Genomic DNA, 18,561 nt, shown 5'->3' with positions numbered 1-18,561 from the left:
AACCTGTTTGTCAGACTATTAATTTGTGAGGGAAGCGCAATGGCTTGGGAACTGGTTGCCGATGTTGGTGGAACCAATATGCGTTTGGCTGCCGCGGTGGATGGCCGCATCAAAGAACAGCATACTTTCGATACGACCGGCACAATGCACTTGACCGATGCGGTCAAAAGCTTCGTTGGCAAGATTGGATCGAGCCCGCGCCATGTCGTGGTGGCCGCAGCGGGTGTTATCCAGAATGGCTATGTCACATTGACCAATGCTGGCAATCAGCAATTTTCGCAGGCCGACCTCATCGTCGCGGCCGGAGCCGAGGGCGCGCGCATTCTGAACGATTTTGAGGCGGCTGCATGGTCTCTCGTCACGGCCGATCCGGATGACCTCACGCTTATTCAGGGCGCGCTTCCTGCGGCTCTGCAAACCCCGCCAGTCCCGACGCCGCCGCGCCTGATCATTGGTCCGGGTACTGGTCTGGGGGTTGGTACCCAAGTCTGGGCTGGCCATCAGCCCGAAGTGCTGCAAGGCGAGGGCGGCCATGTGCGTGTCGCGCCTCATTCCCTTGATGAGGTCGCCATATTCACCAAGCTGGCCGAACTGTGGCCCGAAACCCAGATGGACAGCACCCCTTGTCTTGCGTTGGAAGCCGAGGCAATCCTGTCGGGTACCGGTATTCCTTATCTGATGAAAGCGCTGGAGCTGCTTGACGGACAAGAGCCCTCCGAGATGTCGGCGCGCGATATCTTTGATGTCGCCCGCACAGAGGGCAATCCTCTGGCCGTGCGCGCCATCAACATGTTTGCCCATCATCTGGGCGCTGTGGCGGGCGACCTGGCGCTTTACATTTCTGCCTATGGCGGTGTCTTCCTGACCGGTGGTGTGCTGCAGAAGAATGAATGGATCTTCCAGAATCCACACTTCCTGCGCGGCTTCAATCAGGGCGGACGTCATACCAAATTCCGCGTCAATATGCCGATCTATCTCTACCGTAATTCCAATTTCGGTCTTGAAGGGGCGATCAACGCCATGACCTTTGATCCGGATTTGCACTAGAGCTGATCACTAGTCATCTCCTCCGTCGGGCTATTTCAGGCAGCGCTCCATCCGGGCGCTGCCTTTTTCAGGTCTCCCGCTCTTTTCCGACAATCATAAAACTGCAATGTGCCAGCCCTAATAAGCCAGTGGTGGCATGGGTAGCGATTCGAGAGGGCCAATCTGGTCCTCCTGCTGTTTGCCAACGCGGTCTGGAATGGGGGCTCCTCATAAGGTCGCGCATTGCAACGGGCGGACATATTCATTCCAGAAAGAATAAACAGGGCCTGTTCCGCTGCAGAACCGCAGCATGCTCTGAATGCAGGAGAAAAACGTGACTGAAACCCGAGTTTATCCCGACCGAGGCAGCCTGGCGGCGGGCCTTGCCGAACAGGTGGCAGCTGAACTGAACAAGGCCATCCGCAAGAGGGGAAGAGCCACGCTTGCTGTTCCGGGCGGAGAAACCCCGCGTGCTTTCCTGAGCGAACTCAGTCTGCAAAATGTCGAATGGGACTGCGTCTCTGTCATCCTGACGGATGAGCATTTTGTGCCCGAAGCTTCCGGACACTCGAACGGGCGTCAGGTTCGCACACTCCTGTTGCAGAATCTGGCTGCTGAAGCCCAGTTCCATCCTTTTTATCACGAGGTTTCCGAGCCGGAAGATGCGCTGCCTCTGATCGCAACCGATCTGCATGAGATTCTACCGATTGATGTGTGCATCCTGGGCATGGGAACGGATACGCGTGTAGCAGCGCTCCTTCCCAACTCAGACCAGCTTGAAGAAGCGCTGGGGCTTTGGGCGCCGACGGTCATGGTGGTTCGCGATCATGAAGATGGAGAGCCGCGTTTCACGCTAACGGCTCCGGTTCTGGAACGTGCCCGCAAGGCCCACGTGTTGATCGTGGGCAAAGAAAAGAAAGTTACCCTGCGTGAGGCCCAGAAAGTCGGACTCGTGGAAGACGCGCCAGTGCGGGTCATTCTCAATAGGGCTCGGGCCACAACCATTCATTACGCAGACTAGCTAGATACAACGGGACGGGCCCTCTTCTGGCCAGCCCATATCGATAATCAATGCAAATTGTCGTGGAAAAAACGTGATTCTGAACAAAACAATTGTAAAATTAGGCAATTCGATACAGAAAAGCTGTCCTCTCGGATCACTTCCATCTCTTTCACAAAGCGCTACAATCATCTAATGTGCAGTCAGTGCAGTATGGTTAGAAATTGCATACGGCTTGAGCCCACTGTGGCACAGAGAGATATGGTCCATATTGGCTCTTATGGAAAATATCCCGCCTGGCATCCATCCGGATGATTGCCGCGCTTATTGATTATGGAGACAGAAATCGAACTACTCAAAAAGTGGTTCTGATGACTGTAGGGAGTATGTCAAATCGTCTGATTTATCTATGTGAATTTGCGTAAATGAGGAAAAATTACCACGATGCGGGACAAATTTTGGTAAATCGCACCGGATAACGCGCAACTGATCCACAAAGATGGCTTGGCAATTTGACTTTGGTCTGCACTATAAGAGCCGGAGGGTAATTTGCTTCTTTGTTGGGGAGACTCAGCGGGGAGCATTAACATTTTGTGAGAAGGGAGTCTGTCGTGAAGATAGGTACACCTAAGGAGCTGTTCGAGGGAGAGGCGCGCGTAGCCATGACGCCGTCTTCGGCACAGCAGCTTCAGAAATTGGGATATGACTGTGTCCTGGAAAGCGGTGCCGGTGTTCTGGCCGGTTTTTCCGACGCGGTTTATGCAGAAGCGGGCGTTGAAATTGTCCCGAACGCGGCTGCGCTGTGGGAGGCTGCTGACATTGTTGCCAAGGTGCGACAGCCAGAGTCTGACGAACTGAAATATCTTGCCAAGGGCAAGACACTGATTTCGTTCTTCAACCCTGCAGGCAACGAAGAAGGCATGGAAGCAGCCAAGGCTGCTGGCTCGAATGTCATCGCAATGGAAATGGTGCCACGTATTTCCCGTGCCCAGAAAATGGACGCTCTGTCCTCCATGGCGAACATTGCCGGTTATCGCGCTGTAATCGAAGCGGGTAACAATTTTGGTCGTTTCTTCACCGGTCAGATCACCGCTGCCGGTAAAGTGCCCCCTGCACGCGTTCTAATTGTTGGTGCCGGTGTTGCCGGTCTGGCCGCAATCGGTACGTCTGTTGCGCTCGGTGCTGTCACCTATGCATTTGACGTGCGTCCCGAAGTGGCCGAACAGGTCGAATCGATGGGCGCCGAATTTGTCTATTTGGATTTTGAAGAAGAACAGCAGGATGGCTCGGCCACTGGCGGGTATGCTTCGGTTCAGTCCGAAGAGTTCCGCAACGCCCAGCTTGCCAAATTCCGCGAAATCGCCGGCGACATGGACATCGTCATCACCACTGCGTTGATTCCGAACCGTCCCGCTCCAAAGCTTTGGCTTGAAGACATGGTCAAGGCCATGAAGCCTGGCTCCGTGATCGTCGACCTTGCCGCCGAACGCGGTGGTAACGTTGAAGGCACGGTCAAGGACGAGAAAGTCGTAACCGACAATGGCGTAACCATCGTTGGCTACACCGACTTCCCATCTCGCATGGGCGCACAGGCTTCCGAGCTTTATGCAACAAACATCCGTCACATGATGACTGACCTGACCCCTGAAAAGGATGGTCAGATCAACCACAACATGGAAGACGATGTGATCCGCGGCGCAACTGTGACCTTTGAAGGCGAAATTACCTTCCCGCCTCCACCGCCGAAAATTCAGGCGATTGCGGCTCAGCCGAAGAAGGAAGTCAAGGAAAAGACTCCTGAAGAAATCAAGGCCGAAGAAGAAGCTGCCGCCCGCAAGGCTGGTCGTCAGCAGATCGGCCTTCTGGTGGCTGGCGCAGTTATTATGGGGCTTATCGGCCTTTATGCACCTGCTGCCTTCATGGGCCACTTCATCGTGTTCGTACTGGCCGTGTTCATCGGCTTCCAGGTTATCTGGGGCGTCAGCCACTCCCTGCACACGCCTCTTATGGCTGTGACGAACGCCATTTCGGGGATTATCATCCTCGGCTCGCTCCTGCAGCTTGGCTCAGGGTCATGGATTGTGTTGCTTCTGGCATTCATTTCCATCCTGATCGCCTCAATCAACATCGTCGGTGGCTTCATGGTTACCCGTCGTATGCTGCAGATGTTCCAGAAATCCTGATAGGCGGAGGTTATTATGAACGCTGAATTGCAAACCGCCGCCTACATCGCGGCTACTGTGCTGTTCATCCTGTCTTTGGGTGGACTGAAGGATCAGGAAAGCGCCAAGCGCGGCGTCTGGTTCGGCATCGTCGGTATGGCGATCGCTGTTCTGGCCACCGTTTTCGGTCCGATCGATCCACATGATATCACTCTGGGCACTGTGCTTGCTGCCAGCCCTGTCGTTCTGCTCATCGCAGTTGTCATCGGCGCCGTCATCGGTGCTGTTGTCGCCAAGCGCGTTGAAATGACCGGCATGCCGCAGCTGGTTGCCATGCTGCACAGCTTTGTGGGTCTGGCTGCTGTCTTCATCGGTCTCAACTCCGATATGACTGCGCATGCTTTCCCGACCCCTGCCGAAGAGGTCATCCATGAGATCGAGATCTTCCTCGGTGTCTTCATTGGTGCGATCACCTTCACCGGCTCTCTGATTGCCTATGGCAAGCTGGCTGGCCGCATTGACGGTAAAGCCATGCTTCTGCCGGGCCGTCACCTCTGGAACATCGTGATGGTGGTTGTGTCCTTCATCCTGCTCATCATGTATATGAATGGTGCGGGCGCATGGACCCTCTATCTGATGACGCTGATTGCCTTCGTCATTGGTGTTCACATGGTTATGGCCATCGGCGGTGCCGACATGCCAGTTGTTGTCTCCATGCTCAACTCCTATTCGGGGTGGGCTGCTGCGGCAACCGGCTTCCTGCTCGGCAACGACCTGTTGATCGTGACCGGTGCTCTGGTGGGCTCCTCTGGTGCCATCCTGTCCTACATCATGTGTAAGGCAATGAACCGTCACTTCATCTCGGTGATCCTTGGCGGCTTTGGTAACTCCACTGGCCCGGCCATGGAAATCGAAGGCGAGATGATCGCAATCGACGCTGATGGCGTTGCCGCCAGCCTTGAAGATGCAGATAGCGTGATCATCGTTCCCGGTTACGGCATGGCCGTTGCTCAGGCTCAGCAGAATGTTGCTGAACTGACCCGCCGCCTGCGCGCCAAGGGCAAGGAAGTTCGCTTCGCCATCCATCCGGTGGCTGGTCGTCTTCCCGGTCACATGAACGTGCTGCTGGCTGAAGCCAAGGTGCCTTATGACATCGTGATGGAAATGGATGAAATCAACGAAGACTTCCCGGAAACGGATGTTGTCATCGTGATCGGTTCCAACGACATCGTGAACCCTGCCGCTCAGGAAGATCCAAACTCCCCGATCGCCGGCATGCCGGTTCTGGAAGTCTGGAAAGCCAAGCAGGTCTTTGTCTCCAAACGTGGTCAGGGCACAGGTTACTCTGGTATCGAGAACCCGCTGTTCTTCAAAGAGAACACCCGCATGTATTATGGCGATGCCAAGGCATCTCTGGACACGCTGCTTCAGCTGATCTCATAAGCTGTAGAGCTGCCCAGCATGAATTGAAAGCGCCCGGGGTTATCCTCCGGGCGTTTTTGTTTGCCTGTCGTCCTCTCAAACGCGTGGGGCGTCAAACAGGCGCGCGGCCAACAGATGGTCGATCAATGCGCGTGTTCTGAGAGGCAGATGCTTGCGAGATGGATAGACGAGTGAAAAGATCATCGTCTCTCCGGTCAATTCAGGTAGAATAGGCACCAGCTGTCCTGCGGCCACCTCTTTGCGGATGGTGGACGGAAACATCTGTGCCAGCCCCATGCCTGCCATCGCCATGGCGATCACCATGTGCGGTGAATTGCAAAGCTCATAGTGAGCCGAAGTGATAGTAATCAGCTCTTTGCCGCGAAACAGCCGATGCACGCCGCCGGGACTGACATTGCTCAGACAGACCCAGCGATGCCGACTGAGCGCCTGCACATCAGCTGGCGTACCATGGGCGGCCAGATAGGTCCGACTGGCATAAAGCCCGAACCTGTCTTCATAAAGCACCCTCCCAATCAGGCTGTCATCGCGGGGCAGGCCGATGCGAATGCCCATGTCGATCCCTTCGGCGACGAGGTCAAGGCGCTCATCGCTGAGGATGATATCCAGCTCTACATCGGGATAGCGGGCGCGGAAGCTTTCCAGTGCGGGCAGCAATTGCGAAACCCCGACATCGTGCGTCGCCGTAATGGAAACGCGGCCGGACGGCTTTTCCTGCGTCGCGATTTCAATGGTTTCCTCAAGCAGGCGGGGCAGGGCGCGCACCTTGTCATAGACCCTGCGGCCTTCTTCCGTCAGCGATAATTTGCGTGTGGAGCGATGTAGAAGGCGCACGCCCAGATCATCTTCCAACTGAGTGATCTGTTCTGAAACCCGAGAGCGGCTTGATTTGAGGGAACGGGCAGCCGAAGCGAAGCTGCCTTCATCGACAACCCGCACAAAAATTGCCAGCGGACGCAAATGCTGATATCCGATTGTACTCATTTATGGAACTATCCATTCTGAAAACTAGTTCTAGTGATAACAATGCAGCAACCCCATATTAGGGTCAACATCAATGATAAACCGACCGCCCACCAGCATGGGCAACGGGGAAAGGAAACAAAATGATTGCAGTAACAGGTGCTTCTGGCCATCTCGGCCGACTTGTCATCAAAGCTCTGTTGGCGAAAACCGAAGCCAGCGAAATTGTCGCTCTGGTGCGCAACCCCGAAACCGTATCCGATCTGGCAGCTCAGGGTGTTAACGTGCGCAAGGCCGATTACGATCAGCCAGAGAGCTATGGCGAAGCCCTCAAGGGCGTCGAGAAGTTGCTGCTGATCTCCGGAAGCGCCGTCGGCCAGCGTGTGCCTCAGCATAAAGCCGTGATCGAGGCTGCCAAAGCCAATGGTGTCAAGTTCATGGCCTATACCTCCATCCTGAGGGCAGATCAGTCTCCGATGCTGCTTGCTGAAGAGCATGCGGCGACAGAAGCGATTCTGAATGCATCCAGCATTCCTCATGCCCTGTTGCGCAATGGCTGGTACAACGAGAACTACAGCGAAAACCTCGCTCCGGTGCTTGAAACAGGTGCCGTGATCGGATGTTCGGGTGAGGGCCGTGTTGCCTCTGCCTCGCGCGCAGACTATGCCGAAGCCGCTGCCGTGGTTCTGACATCGTCTGTTGAAGAGCAGGCTGGCAAGATCTATGAGCTGGCAGGGGACGAAGCCTTCACGATGAGTGCCTTGGCTGCCAAAGTTGCGACCCTGTCTGGCAAGAAGGCTGCATATATGGACATGTCCAAGGAAGACTATATCGCTGCGCTTACGGGTGCAGGCGTGCCGGAAGGCTTTGCCCAGGTGCTTGCTGACTCCAGCGCCAACGCTGCGGGCGGCTGGCTTGAAGACAATTCCAAAACCCTGTCTGCCTTGATCGGTCGCCCGACAACGACCATTGCAGAAAGCATCAAGTCAGCCCTATAAGGCTCTCTCCTCCGCTTTCTCATTCTTTGAAGAAAAGCAGGTTCATGAACCGGGGTACGCCGAGGCGACCCCGGTTTTTTTGCTCGCAGGCAAGCCTTGCGAACCTTTTAGCGCCGGTGGATCTGCGTGTGCGGGCGCTCTTGTCATCACCGACTTGAATCAGTCTGTGAACGGCTTGAACTGTTTGAATTACACTTTCAACAGTGATGTCTATCTTCTTGATAAGACTCGCGAATTTCCATTCACTTGAAGTGATTTTCGAACGTGTTGGCACCGCGACTTGAATCGGTTTCTTAAGAATGAGACAGCTGACTTGAATCACAATCTCAAGTACCGATAGCTGTCCCTTGATGAGGAGTGTGCCCTTCAATGCGCCCGGTGAAAGCCATTGATCCAGCTATGCTTGACGGTCCATGTCTCCGGATCGAAGGCCACCAGATCGGCGCTGAAGCCAGGCGCAATCAACCCCAGCGATGTGTCCATGCGCATGAAGCTGGCCGGGTAGCGCGACGCCATCCGCAGGGCTTCCGATAGAGGTAGGCCGATCAGTTCTACCACATTGCGCACCGCGCCTATCATGGTGAGGGCCGAGCCGGCTAGCGTGCCATCTTTGAGCTGGCAGCGTCCATCTTGAACCGTGACCGTTTGATCATGCAATGTGAAGGCTGCCTCGTCAGACCCCACGCTCGCCATGGCATCGGTCACGAGCATCACCTTGCCGCGCGGTTTGGTCTTGATGGCGTTGCGCATGGAAGCCGGATGCACATGAAAGCCATCCGCGATGAGACCACACCATGTATCGGGATCATCGAGCGCAGCGCCAACCACCCCCGGCTCACGACTGCCCATGGGCGTCATGGCGTTGAACAGATGGGTGAAGCCGCGCAGACCCGCCCGGATGGCTGCCGTCATATCCTGATAGCTGCCAGCCGTATGGCCTGCCGAAACCAGAGCCCCCTGATGAACGCACTCCCGAATGAAGCCCGGGCCGACTTTTTCCGGCGCTACCGTGATGAGGCGGACACCAAGATCGGGATGCGTCATCAAATCCACTGCCCGATCATCTACCGGGCGCAATTGCTCTTCGGGATGGACACCCTTGCGGGCGGCATTGAGGTAGGGCCCCTCGAAATGCACGCCCTTGATTGCGGACAGACTGCGATCTTCTCCCCAATGGCGGTGCGCCAGCTCGATCAGATGCGCAACATGCTCCATGGCGGGCCATGCATCGCTGATTAGGGTCGGTAGCATTGATGTGGTGCCATAGGCCCTGTGGGCATCTGCCATGGCCTCTAGCTGTGGCAGGGTTGTGTCTGCGTTGAGCATAACGCCACCACCGCCATTCACTTGCGCATCAACAAAACCGGGAGCCAGAACGAGCCCTGTGAGGTCATGCGGCTCATAGCCACCCAGTTTGTTGGGGCTGTCGATGATGGACCTGATCCGACCGTCTTCCAGTGTCACGGCCTTGCCTGCGTGGAACTGGTCGCCATCAAACAGGCGGGCATGCATCAGAATCTGTGTCATGGCATCGGTCCGGTTGGCAAGGAAGCACATGACGCGCATCCTGCGGCAAGAGGGATACTCCATCATAGCATCACAGAAGGGAGGCTCCACGCCTGGAGGCGGTTTTGACGGTTTATGAAGACAAAACACACAGCTCCGCCGAGTTGTTGGTGCATAGTTCTCCGACGGTTTGGGTCAAATTGTGGATTCGGAGACGAATTCATAGAGGTCTCCGCGGAAGTAGGCCCTCACAAATTCGATTGGATGATCCTCTTGCCTGATCAGACTGATTCTTCGGGTCGGCTTGTCTGGGTTAATGGGGGACGAAGGAGCTGTTGATCCTGCTCCTACTCCGGCCCCCGATCCCGAGTACGCGTGGCGCTGCCGGATGAAGGATCGCCGCTCCACATAGAGACAGGCTGAGCCGGTTGGTACACCCAATAGATGGGCGTGGCTCACATCCAGCAATCGCGCCGACAGGGTTTGCACGCAACGGGTCGGGCGCTGATGGTGATCTTCCAGCCACGCGTAGAGCGATGTCTCGATCGCAGTCGGGTCTGGCAAGACGCTGTGAGGGAGTACCGTATGCTCAAGACATACGGGCTTTTCATCCACCATGCGCAATCGATACAGCCTGCTGACAGGGCTTTCGGGCAGTATTTCCAACGCCTCACATTCCTCGGGGGTGGGCGGCCCGCTTGAGCGCTCCAGCCATAGAGCGGCCGTCGCGTGCCCCTTTATTTGCATGTCTTCGGTAAAGCCTGTGATTTGCCTTGGGCGCAGAGCTTGGCTTGAGGCGACAAAGGTGCCCGCCCCATGGCGCTGCACCAGAATGCCTTTGTCTACGAGCACCCGAACCGCATTGCGCACCGTAACGCGAGATATGCCCAGCGCATGGGCTAGTTCTCGTTCGGCGGGCAAGGCATCATTGACCGCGACAAGACCGGCCTCGATTGCCTTTTCGATGCCGCGCTGAAGTCTTAGATAAAGCGGCGTAGCGCTGGGGGCTTCAAGATCTGCGACCTGCCTGACATGCTCGATAAGGCGGCCAAACTCAACCATGACCGTATCGTTCTTTGTAACCCATATCCTGCTCATGGTTTGGCTGAAGAGGAGGCAGGGTACCGCCAGCCATGAGAATGGCTCCATCACGCGCATCATAGAGCCGAGGAACAATCAGGGATGTGGTCTCCGCTTCCAGCCATGGTTCAACCGCTTCAGCGAAGCTGCCCATCAGGGCAATTTGATTGATGCCGCGCCACGCCAGAGCACGCAACATGGCGCTGGCTTGTGTGCCACAGTCAGACATGAGTTTGAGGGCCACCGGATCTTCCTTTTCGGCGAACCGCACCACAAGATGACCATAACCGGCAAAGTCCGGCGGTGTGGCTCTGCTCGCCCATAGGGCCATTTCTTCCTGACTGTCCCCGAACATCGCCATGATATGGTCTGTCATCGTGCTGACTTCATAAATGCCATCCAGCGCCGCGATTGCATAGCGCAAGGCCAACACGCCCACTTGTGCCGCGCTTGCCATGTCTGAAAGGTCAAAGCCCCAGCCGCCGACATTCACCGAGTGGCCCTTGACCAGACCATATCCGCAACTGCCTGTGCCAAGGATCAGAATGCCGCCGTCGCGCGCGCCCGCATGTCCTCCAAGACAGGCGATGTGAGCATCGCTGGAGACCCGCAAGGAGGCGAAGGGATGTTCCCAGTTGCGAAAGGCTTCCTTGTCCGCGCTGATATGCAGCTCTGCAAGGCCTATCCCCACATGGGTCGTCTCCAACACTTCTGCACCGAAGCCTGCATCCTTGAGGGTTTCCCGCGCCACACGCGCGACCTGCTCTTGCGCTGCCATGATGCCTTGACTGGTTTGTGCCGGGCCACTGATTGCTTCTCCAAGAAGGGATCCGTCTCCACTTCTCAGACGTCCGCGGCAATTGGAGCCGCCTCCGTCTATCCCCATATACAGGGGCTCTGAACTTGCCATTGCCAAATCTCCTCACTGGGCGCTTAATGCGCTCCCGTCCCCATTTGCAATGGACTGGCTGATGAGCCTTCAGGTGAGCCAACCCATCTACCAAGAGTAGAAGACCAATCAAAGCCAATTTCAATTCGTCTTCCGAATGACGGAGCAAATACAATCGTTAGCGGATGAAAGTTATTTGACAGACTTTATTGGTACGAAGGTGGTATCGGCCTTTTTGAACAAGACAAATTCATTCAATGGGGCACTGGGGGAACCGTCCAGAGAATGACCTTGCGGGCTTCTCCCCATAAAGGAATGCGAGCCTCGTCATATGGCCGCTTCATTTTGGACTGGTATCAGGAATTCCCCTGAGGCATAGTGCACAGCGCTGCCCGATGCTAGTACCCACCCTGCCTTTGGCAAAGACGACTATAGGACAAATGATGGCTGAAACGATCCTGCGCGGAAGACTGCTAACTTTTTTGCGAGAGCCTCAGATGCCCGAGGATGACAGCGCACATCTCTATATCGAAGATGGTGCGCTGTTGATCGAGGGTGGCCTGATCAAAGCCAGAGGCACCTTTGAACACGTGCAGGCAGAGGCGAGCTCAGAGGCGATCATCAAGGATCATCGCCCTCATTTGCTCGTGCCGGGTTTGATCGACACTCATTTGCATTTTCCGCAGGTGCAGGTGATTGCCAGCTGGGGAGCACAGCTTCTGGACTGGCTGGAAAACTACACTTTTCCGGCGGAAGCCCGCTATGCTGATCCGGTGCATTGTGCCACGATGGCCGCGCGCTTTTTTGATGAAATCATCGCCAATGGCACCACCACCACAGTGGCTTATTGCTCATCGCACAAAAGCTCGGCAGATGCCTATTTCGCAGAAGCCGAACGGCGCAACATGCGTGTGATTGGGGGCAAGGTGCTGATGGACCGCAATGCACCAGAAGGGGTGCGGGATACGCCGCAATCCGGATATGACGATTCCAAGGCGCTGATCGCCACATGGCATGGCAAGGGCAGGGCGCATTATGCCATCACGCCGCGTTTTGCCATCACCTCGACACCAGCGCAAATGGAAAGCGCCCAAGCTCTGGCCGCAGAGCACCCTGATTGTTACATCCAGACTCATCTGGATGAGAACCACGCGGAAATCGAACAGACCATGGCGCTTTATCCCGATGCGCCGGACTATCTGGGGATTTATGAGCAGTATGGCCTGCTGCGCGCCAACGCGCTGCTTGGCCATTGCATCCATATGCAGCCGCGCGAGATCGATATTTTGATCGAGACAGACGCACGTCCCGTCTTTTGCCCGACCTCCAACCTTTTCCTTGGCTCGGGACTGTTTGACTATGAAGGCTTGCGGGCTCGTGGCGCCACATGTGCCATCGCGACCGATATTGGTGGCGGTACGTCCTATTCCATGCTGCGTACCCTGCATGAAGGTTACAAGGCGCTCGCCACGCGCGACGACACCAAAATGCATCCCTTGCGCGCCTTCTATTGGGCGACATTAGGCAACGCCCTTGCGCTCGGTCTGGAAGACAGGATCGGTACCCTGGATGTTGGCTCGGAGGCAGATATCGTCGTGCTCGACAGCGCAGCCACCTCCGCCATGGCTCTGCGCATGGAGACCTGTCAGTCTCTGTCAGAAGAACTGTTCATTCTACAGATCATGTCCGACGATCGCTCTGTGGCCGAAACCTATGTGGCAGGGGTGCCAATGAAGAGGCACTGAGCCGAGGCGGGGTTAGCCGCATTCACCATCACCCTCGCTTCATCAGCACTTTGAGGTCAATGGCGGTGTTGCTCACAACAGCAGGGTCAGCCGTCTTGCCCGCTTCGATGAGCCGCTTGCCGACCATATAGGCACGGCCGTCATTCATGGCGTCAACAGCCAGCAGTTCCTCGCCCTTGTAATACCAGTGAGACGCGACGCCTTCACCAACGTCACGAATGACCACATGATCATAGCCGCTGTTAAGGCCCGCAATCTGGAATTTGACATCATACTGATCTGACCAGAACCACGGTTTGGCGATATAGGGCTTCATTGCCTCGCCCTTGAGACTCTCGACAATATTGACAGCGACGGCCTTGGCCTGATCAATGGCGTTGCCTACGCTTTCCAGCCGGATGCGCCCACCTCGATAGGGAAAGCTTGTGCAGTCACCTGCGGCCCAGATATGCGGATCGGAGGTGCATGAGAAGTCATCTGTCCGGATGCCATTTTCCAGTGCCAACCCAGCTATTTCTGCCAGCTCGACAGACGGCTTAAGCCCGATGCCGCAAATCGCAAAGTTGGCCTCCAGCTCTTCTCCTGTGCCCAACCGCGCTCCGCAGACATGCCCGGCCGCACCGGCTTCCTTATCCCCGATAAGCGTAACCGACTGTGCCCCTTCGATGATGCGGACGCCGTGGGTCTGATGCAGCTTGCGGAAATAGTCAGATGTTTCTGGTGCCGCCACCCGTCGTAGGATGCGTTCTGAAGCCACCACGAGGGTGACATCAAGGCCGCGCTTGGAACAGACCGCAGCGGCTTCAAGCCCGATATAGCCCCCGCCAACAATCAACACCTTACGGCCTGCCAGGATCTGCGGTTCCAGTTTGTTGATGTCATCAATCCCGCGGATGGGGTAGAGCCCGGCCAGTCCTCCGCCCTGTGCTGTAGGCAGGCAGGCTGCGTCACCACCGGTGGCCAGCACCAGATGGTCATAGGCAATGGTCTCCTCTGCGAGATTTATGGTTTGGCTGGCGGGATCTATGGCGGTGACTGCCGTGCCGAGTTTCAGAGTGACCTGCTGCTCGTCATAAAAGCTTTGCGGGCGCAGGGTCAGGCCATCCAGATCCATGTCGCCCAGCAAATAGGCTTTAGAGAGCGGTGGACGCTGATAAGGCAGATAGGGTTCTGCCCCAATCAGGGTCAAGGCGCCGTCATAGCCCAGCTCTCGCAGTCTCTGCACCAGTGTGGCTCCGGCCTGTCCAGCCCCCACAACGACAACATGTTTGGCTTTGCTCATCTTGGTCTTCCTGATTTATGTCTATCGGCCCTGCGGTTTCTTAGCTGGCTAACGCTCCGGCAGGGTCAAGTCAACGCAATCTCTGTATCAAATTGCATCAAACTGTTGCAGCATTTTCACCGAGCAGCCCATATCCAAGGGTCAAAAATTGCCTGCACATAGCGCCGGAAAGGCAGTGAAATGCAAAATTACGAAATTTTCACGGCAAAACCTGTCAAACTCTGCCCTGTTCGCGGCCCGAACCCTTTCCTATCGCGCAACAGTTGGCTAATGTCCCGCTCAATCTTTGATTGGCTTTTTCCTCCTCAAAAGAGGCGGTCTAGTGCCTTATTCGTTTGACTGAAAAGAAACAGACCCATGAGCATGATTTTGAAAATGACATGCCCCGATCAGCCCGGTGTTGTGGCTGACCTGAGCGCGCGTCTCCTCTCCTTCGGATGCAACATTCTGGAGAGCAACCAGTTCTTCCAGCCCGCAGCGGACTCCAATCGGGAAGACGGTCTTGGTTCTTTCTTCATGCGCGTTGTTCTGGCGACCCCGGAAGGGTTGGATCTTGCCACTTTGCAAGACTCGATTGACGAGTTCGCGACCAAATTCGAGGCGAATATCTCGTTCCAACCTGCCGACAAGCAGGTTTCGACCATTCTGATGGTCTCCAAATTCGATCACTGCCTGCAGGATATTCTCTATCGTGTGCAGAAGGGCACATTGCCGCTGGATATCAAAGCCGTGGTGTCCAACCACGCCGATGCCCGCAACACGGTGGAGCGCCTTGGCATTCCTTTCTATCTCTGGCCTGTGACCAAGGATAACAAGAAAGAACAGGAAGCCAAGATGGACGAGCTGATCGAGCGTACTGATGCCGAGCTCGTTGTTCTTGCCCGCTACATGCAGATCCTGTCCGATGACTTGTCCAGCAAGCATTTCGGCAAGATCATCAACATCCACCACTCCTTCCTGCCAGCCTTCAAGGGGGCCAAGCCCTACCATCGCGCATGGGAACGCGGCGTGAAGCTGATTGGTGCCACGGCCCACTATGTAACGCCGGATCTGGATGAAGGTCCGATTATCGAGCAGGATACCGAACGGGTGAATCACGCCTATAACCCGGACGAGCTGGTCAGCCGTGGCCGCGATATCGAGGCGCGTGTGCTCTCGCGCGCACTGCGCCTGCATGCAGAAGGCCGTGTCTTTATCGATGGACATCGCACGGTGGTCTTCAGCAAATAGCCGACTGTCCTTCGGCACCTTACATATAGACAAGCCGGCTTTCAGATGCGCTCTGATGGCCGGTTTTTTTGTGTCGGATTTGGCGGAAATTAGTAGCCTGAAACGTTTCAGGTGTTAAGCGACCATACCGCGCCATATCTGGGGGAGGCGCGGTATGGTCTATGGCATATTTCCGTGGGTCTAGTGGGGACTAAATCAGGAAATTTATGCCATTTCACGACAGATGGTACCTAGGAAGGGCTTCTGCATGGCCAGTCTGCACGCTCGATTTTTCTCTTTATTCACAAACGAGAAACTACATGCCGAATCTTGCTATAAGATGGCTACTGCATAGAGCTATGCATTTCGGTCTTCCTCCGGGTCATCTGAATCCGGTGAAACTCATTTCCAAATACGAAGGCCGACCCCTGTGTAGACCGAATGGTCTAGTGCTGTAAAGATAAAATAATGGAACATTCCACATATCAGAAACTCGTTGTCGCAGCAGCCAACTTGCTGCGTCAAAAAGGCTACGCAGCCACTGGTATTTCCGACATCCTGAAAACTGCGGGGGTGACGCGCGGGTCGCTATATCATCACTTCCCCGGCGGCAAAAGGGATCTTGCTATTGCCGCTGCCCGTTACTCCGCAGAATTGCTTCTCGATATGATCGAAGCGGCTTGTCGCAAGGCGCATTCCGAAGGGGGCGATTATCACGATGCGATGATCGAGTTTTGCAAAAAGATTTATGCGTCTTTTGAGAAAAACGGAAACTGGCGTTTCATGACGGTGTCTGCAACCTTGCAGGAAGGGGGAGAACGCAATGAAATTTTTAGCAAGGAAGCACGCAAGCATTATGCAAGAATCAGAATGAAAGCCATTGATGAAGGAGGGAAATTCGGACTCTCCGCCGAGGCATCCTATCTGCCTTTGCGCAAGGCGATGCTGATACTGGAAGGCAGCTGGCTGCTGTCAAGAGTCCTGGGTGATACAATGCCGATGCGATCGGCGGTGAAATTCATCGAAGAGGAAAAACTGTTTCATGAACTGCGTCAGCAGGCGCAGCTGCAAATATCCCATGATGAAACCCTCTCATAGCAATGACCCGTTATGGGGTTTCACTTGGCACTTGCAGAAAGACGCTGACACTGTCTGCCCGACCGGCAGCATCAATGACCGTCAGGGTTGATTGGCCCTGCCCGTCGGGCATCCAGTTGATGCGCCGCTTGCGACCGTTTGCCGCAAAGACACGCCCGTTGCCCAGCCAGCGGAAGGGTGGTCTGCCATTTTGGAGTTTGACGACCAGAGGCATTTGTTTGCCCTGTGCTGTCGGGGTGAGTTCAATTCTTGCCCCATCCGGCGGGTAGCTGATTTGAGGCGCAGCCTCAGGCACCAAGGATGGGGTGGACCAGAGGTTGGAAATCCTGAAATGTTTGAGCGTTGGTGGCAGGTCGACAAAGGCTTGCTCTTGCGTGCCGGACGGCGCCTTGGGGAAGGGCGTAAGCGTTAAGCCAGAGCGGGCAAAGGCGTCGTAAAGGATGGGAGCGGCGGTGCTGCGCCCCGTGATGCCCGGCACGGCACTGTTGTCCGGTTTACCAACCCAAACGCCAATAACATAGCGACCTTCGAAGCCAACTGACCAGGCATCGCGATAGCCATAGGACGTGCCGGTCTTGTAGGCGATGGGAAGCGTGCCAGTGCCTCGTGGCGGGGTGGCATCCTTGAGAATATTGCCGACATGCCAACTGGCATTGCGGTCCAGCACTGGCGCGCGGACGATCTCTCTTGCGGAAGGGGACAGAGGCTGGTCATGCAGCCGCTTGATCCGGCCATCATTGACAAAGCTCGTATAGAGCTGGGTGAGATCCTTAAGGGTAATACCCAGCCCGCCAAGGCCGATCGCCAACCCCACATCGCTGCCTTCAAGCAGTTTGACCGATACGTCGCCACGCTTCAATCGTTCCATCAGGCGAGCTGGCCCAACCGCATCGAGCAACGCCACGGCGGGCACGTTGAGCGAGAGCAGCAACGCATCATGGATGCTCACATCGCCCTGATAGCCCATATCGAAATTCTTGGGCCTGTAGCCGCCAAAATCCACGGGGCTGTCTGTGATCTGGGTCTGGGCTCGGATCAGCCCTTCTTCGAAGGCAAGGCCGTAGATAAAGGGCTTGAGAGCTGAGCCCGGCGAGCGCTGCTTGCGAGTCATATCAATCCAGCCTGAGCGCGCAGCGCTGAGATAGTCTGCTGAACCCACTTCGGCCAGAATGGCCCCGCTCTTGCCATCTGCCAATATGAGGGCGGCGGAGAGATCTGGCGCCAGCTTGCCGGTGGCATCCAGAAGCACTTGCTCCATCTTTTCCTGAAGATCGCGATCCAGCGTTGTTTGATGCTTCCGCTGCAATGACGACTGACTGTAAAGGCGATCTGCCACATGGGCGGCCAATTGCGGCATGGTATGACGCACAGCCTCCAGCGGTTGCGCCGAAGCACGGGTCACTTCGCTTTCGGGCATGAGACCGGCGATGGCCATGCGCTCAAGTACGGTGTTGCGTGCAGCAAGGGCACGCTTGGGTGAAATATCCGGCCTGCGGGCCTCTGGCGACTGGGGCAGAGCCACCAGCAGCGCAGCCTGCGCCAAGCTCAGCTCTTTGGGCTCCTTGGCGAAATAGGCGAGCGATGCCGCGCGGATGCCCTCAAGGTTGCCGCCATAGGGGGCGAGCGTGAGATAGGCGGTCAGAATCTCCCGCTTGCTCATGCGTTCTTCGAGTTGCAGAGCGCGCAACATCTGCCAGAATTTGGCTTTGAAACTCCGTTTTTCGCGCGGTTCGAGAAGGCGGGCAAGCTGCATGGATATGGTGGATGCGCCCGAAATGATCCGGCCATTTGAGAGCAACTGCCAGCTGGCCCTCAGGATGGCGCGCAGGTCTACGCCTGCGTGGTCCCAGAAGCGCTTGTCTTCATAAGTCAGCAGAATGTCGATGAATTCGGCATCGACGCCATCAAGATCCGCGCCAAGGCGCCATTGACCGGCCTTGTTGGTATAGGCGCGCAACAAGGCTCCATCCCGGTCGACCACTTCAACGGAGAGATCGGTGAGTTTGTCGAGCGGTGGCGGATTGATCCGATCAAAGAGCATGAAGCCGCCGACGCTTCCCAGACCTACAAGGATGAGAAACCCCAAGCCAGCGACCATGCCAAAGAGCATCTTCGGCATGGCATTCTGTCTGTTACGCAGCTTCAACAAGGACGTGCTCG

Annotated in this window: 14 protein-coding genes; 8 read left to right on the top strand and 6 right to left on the bottom strand. The window is 56.0% G+C overall.

Features of this window, described 5'->3' with window-relative positions; translation table 11 throughout:
* Positions 1 to 39: 39 nt before the first annotated feature.
* The 4 genes from ACKPCT_RS10045 (at position 40) to pntB (ending at position 5,631) form a co-directional block, all read left to right on the top strand.
* Positions 40 to 1,047, top strand: a complete 1,008-nt coding sequence (locus ACKPCT_RS10045) for a glucokinase (protein ID WP_090067846.1) — start codon at positions 40 to 42, stop codon at positions 1,045 to 1,047.
* A 313-nt stretch (positions 1,048 to 1,360) separates the two neighbouring features.
* Positions 1,361 to 2,047, top strand: coding sequence for a 6-phosphogluconolactonase (pgl, locus tag ACKPCT_RS10040; RefSeq protein WP_319569113.1), 687 nt, complete (start codon positions 1,361 to 1,363; stop codon positions 2,045 to 2,047).
* A gap of 590 nt (positions 2,048 to 2,637) precedes the next feature.
* The gene (locus tag ACKPCT_RS10035) at positions 2,638 to 4,209 is read left to right on the top strand and encodes a Re/Si-specific NAD(P)(+) transhydrogenase subunit alpha (protein ID WP_090067851.1); all 1,572 of its coding nucleotides are present in this window, start codon (positions 2,638 to 2,640) and stop codon (positions 4,207 to 4,209) included.
* A 15-nt stretch (positions 4,210 to 4,224) separates the two neighbouring features.
* On the top strand, positions 4,225 to 5,631 hold the full coding sequence (pntB, locus tag ACKPCT_RS10030) for a Re/Si-specific NAD(P)(+) transhydrogenase subunit beta (RefSeq protein ID WP_090067853.1): 1,407 nt from the start codon (positions 4,225 to 4,227) through the stop codon (positions 5,629 to 5,631).
* Positions 5,632 to 5,706: 75 nt separating this feature from the next.
* On the opposite strand, the gene ACKPCT_RS10025 is transcribed toward pntB, so the two are convergent.
* A complete protein-coding gene (locus tag ACKPCT_RS10025) occupies positions 5,707 to 6,615 on the bottom strand; it encodes a LysR family transcriptional regulator (RefSeq protein ID WP_090067854.1) in 909 nt (302 codons plus the stop codon).
* A 122-nt stretch (positions 6,616 to 6,737) separates the two neighbouring features.
* Between ACKPCT_RS10025 and ACKPCT_RS10020 the strand changes: the two genes are divergently transcribed.
* Entirely contained in the window at positions 6,738 to 7,592 is an 855-nt protein-coding gene (locus ACKPCT_RS10020; RefSeq protein ID WP_090067856.1) for an SDR family oxidoreductase, read from the top strand.
* A 366-nt stretch (positions 7,593 to 7,958) separates the two neighbouring features.
* Here the strand turns inward: ACKPCT_RS10020 and nagA are convergent, their stop codons facing one another.
* The 3 genes from nagA to ACKPCT_RS10005 all read right to left on the bottom strand — a co-directional run bounded on the left by nagA (position 7,959) and on the right by ACKPCT_RS10005 (position 11,088).
* Complete coding sequence (gene nagA / locus ACKPCT_RS10015) at positions 7,959 to 9,149, bottom strand: N-acetylglucosamine-6-phosphate deacetylase (protein WP_319569112.1); 1,191 nt, start codon at positions 9,147 to 9,149, stop codon at positions 7,959 to 7,961.
* A gap of 144 nt (positions 9,150 to 9,293) precedes the next feature.
* Entirely contained in the window at positions 9,294 to 10,160 is an 867-nt protein-coding gene (locus tag ACKPCT_RS10010; protein WP_319569111.1) for a GntR family transcriptional regulator, read from the bottom strand.
* Positions 10,153 to 11,088: a BadF/BadG/BcrA/BcrD ATPase family protein gene (locus tag ACKPCT_RS10005; RefSeq protein WP_319569110.1), complete on the bottom strand. Its 936-nt coding sequence runs from the start codon at positions 11,086 to 11,088 to the stop codon at positions 10,153 to 10,155. The genes ACKPCT_RS10010 and ACKPCT_RS10005 overlap by 8 nt, the downstream gene beginning before the upstream one ends.
* Before the next feature lie 422 nt (positions 11,089 to 11,510).
* On the opposite strand from ACKPCT_RS10005, the gene guaD reads away from it, so the two are divergent.
* Positions 11,511 to 12,812, top strand: a complete 1,302-nt coding sequence (guaD, locus tag ACKPCT_RS10000) for a guanine deaminase (RefSeq protein WP_319569410.1) — start codon at positions 11,511 to 11,513, stop codon at positions 12,810 to 12,812.
* Positions 12,813 to 12,840: 28 nt separating this feature from the next.
* On the opposite strand, the gene ACKPCT_RS09995 is transcribed toward guaD, so the two are convergent.
* Complete coding sequence (locus ACKPCT_RS09995) at positions 12,841 to 14,094, bottom strand: NAD(P)/FAD-dependent oxidoreductase (RefSeq protein WP_090067866.1); 1,254 nt, start codon at positions 14,092 to 14,094, stop codon at positions 12,841 to 12,843.
* 357 nt (positions 14,095 to 14,451) lie between these two features.
* On the opposite strand from ACKPCT_RS09995, the gene purU reads away from it, so the two are divergent.
* Both purU and ACKPCT_RS09985 read left to right on the top strand, forming a co-directional pair.
* On the top strand, positions 14,452 to 15,324 hold the full coding sequence (purU, locus tag ACKPCT_RS09990) for a formyltetrahydrofolate deformylase (protein ID WP_319569109.1): 873 nt from the start codon (positions 14,452 to 14,454) through the stop codon (positions 15,322 to 15,324).
* Between the two features lie 447 nt (positions 15,325 to 15,771).
* Positions 15,772 to 16,401 (top strand): TetR/AcrR family transcriptional regulator, encoded by a 630-nt coding sequence (locus tag ACKPCT_RS09985; RefSeq protein WP_090067870.1) that lies wholly within the window; start codon positions 15,772 to 15,774, stop codon positions 16,399 to 16,401.
* Between the two features lie 10 nt (positions 16,402 to 16,411).
* On the opposite strand, the gene pbpC is transcribed toward ACKPCT_RS09985, so the two are convergent.
* The gene (gene pbpC / locus ACKPCT_RS09980; protein ID WP_319569108.1) at positions 16,412 to 18,550 is read right to left on the bottom strand and encodes a penicillin-binding protein 1C; all 2,139 of its coding nucleotides are present in this window, start codon (positions 18,548 to 18,550) and stop codon (positions 16,412 to 16,414) included.
* Between the last annotated feature and the right edge of the window lie 11 nt (positions 18,551 to 18,561).

Source organism: Cohaesibacter marisflavi (assembly GCF_963665895.2).
Lineage (GTDB): Bacteria > Pseudomonadota > Alphaproteobacteria > Rhizobiales > Cohaesibacteraceae > Cohaesibacter > Cohaesibacter marisflavi.
The sequence above is the reverse complement of the archived record's forward strand: the minus strand, read 5'-3'. Positions and strand labels throughout refer to the sequence as shown.

Excerpts from the sequence above, each read along its gene's own strand:
- ACKPCT_RS10045 (WP_090067846.1), top strand. The coding sequence starts at position 40 with ATGGCTTGGGAACTGGTTGCCGATGTTGGTGGAACCAATATGCGTTTG.
- pntB (WP_090067853.1), top strand. The coding sequence starts at position 4,225 with ATGAACGCTGAATTGCAAACCGCCGCCTACATCGCGGCTACTGTGCTG.
- ACKPCT_RS10025 (WP_090067854.1), bottom strand. The coding sequence starts at position 6,615 with ATGAGTACAATCGGATATCAGCATTTGCGTCCGCTGGCAATTTTTGTG.
- ACKPCT_RS10020 (WP_090067856.1), top strand. The coding sequence starts at position 6,738 with ATGATTGCAGTAACAGGTGCTTCTGGCCATCTCGGCCGACTTGTCATC.
- nagA (WP_319569112.1), bottom strand. The coding sequence starts at position 9,149 with ATGTGCTTCCTTGCCAACCGGACCGATGCCATGACACAGATTCTGATG.
- ACKPCT_RS10010 (WP_319569111.1), bottom strand. The coding sequence starts at position 10,160 with ATGGTTGAGTTTGGCCGCCTTATCGAGCATGTCAGGCAGGTCGCAGAT.
- ACKPCT_RS10005 (WP_319569110.1), bottom strand. The coding sequence starts at position 11,088 with ATGGCAAGTTCAGAGCCCCTGTATATGGGGATAGACGGAGGCGGCTCC.
- guaD (WP_319569410.1), top strand. The coding sequence starts at position 11,511 with ATGGCTGAAACGATCCTGCGCGGAAGACTGCTAACTTTTTTGCGAGAG.
- ACKPCT_RS09995 (WP_090067866.1), bottom strand. The coding sequence starts at position 14,094 with ATGAGCAAAGCCAAACATGTTGTCGTTGTGGGGGCTGGACAGGCCGGA.
- purU (WP_319569109.1), top strand. The coding sequence starts at position 14,452 with ATGAGCATGATTTTGAAAATGACATGCCCCGATCAGCCCGGTGTTGTG.
- ACKPCT_RS09985 (WP_090067870.1), top strand. The coding sequence starts at position 15,772 with ATGGAACATTCCACATATCAGAAACTCGTTGTCGCAGCAGCCAACTTG.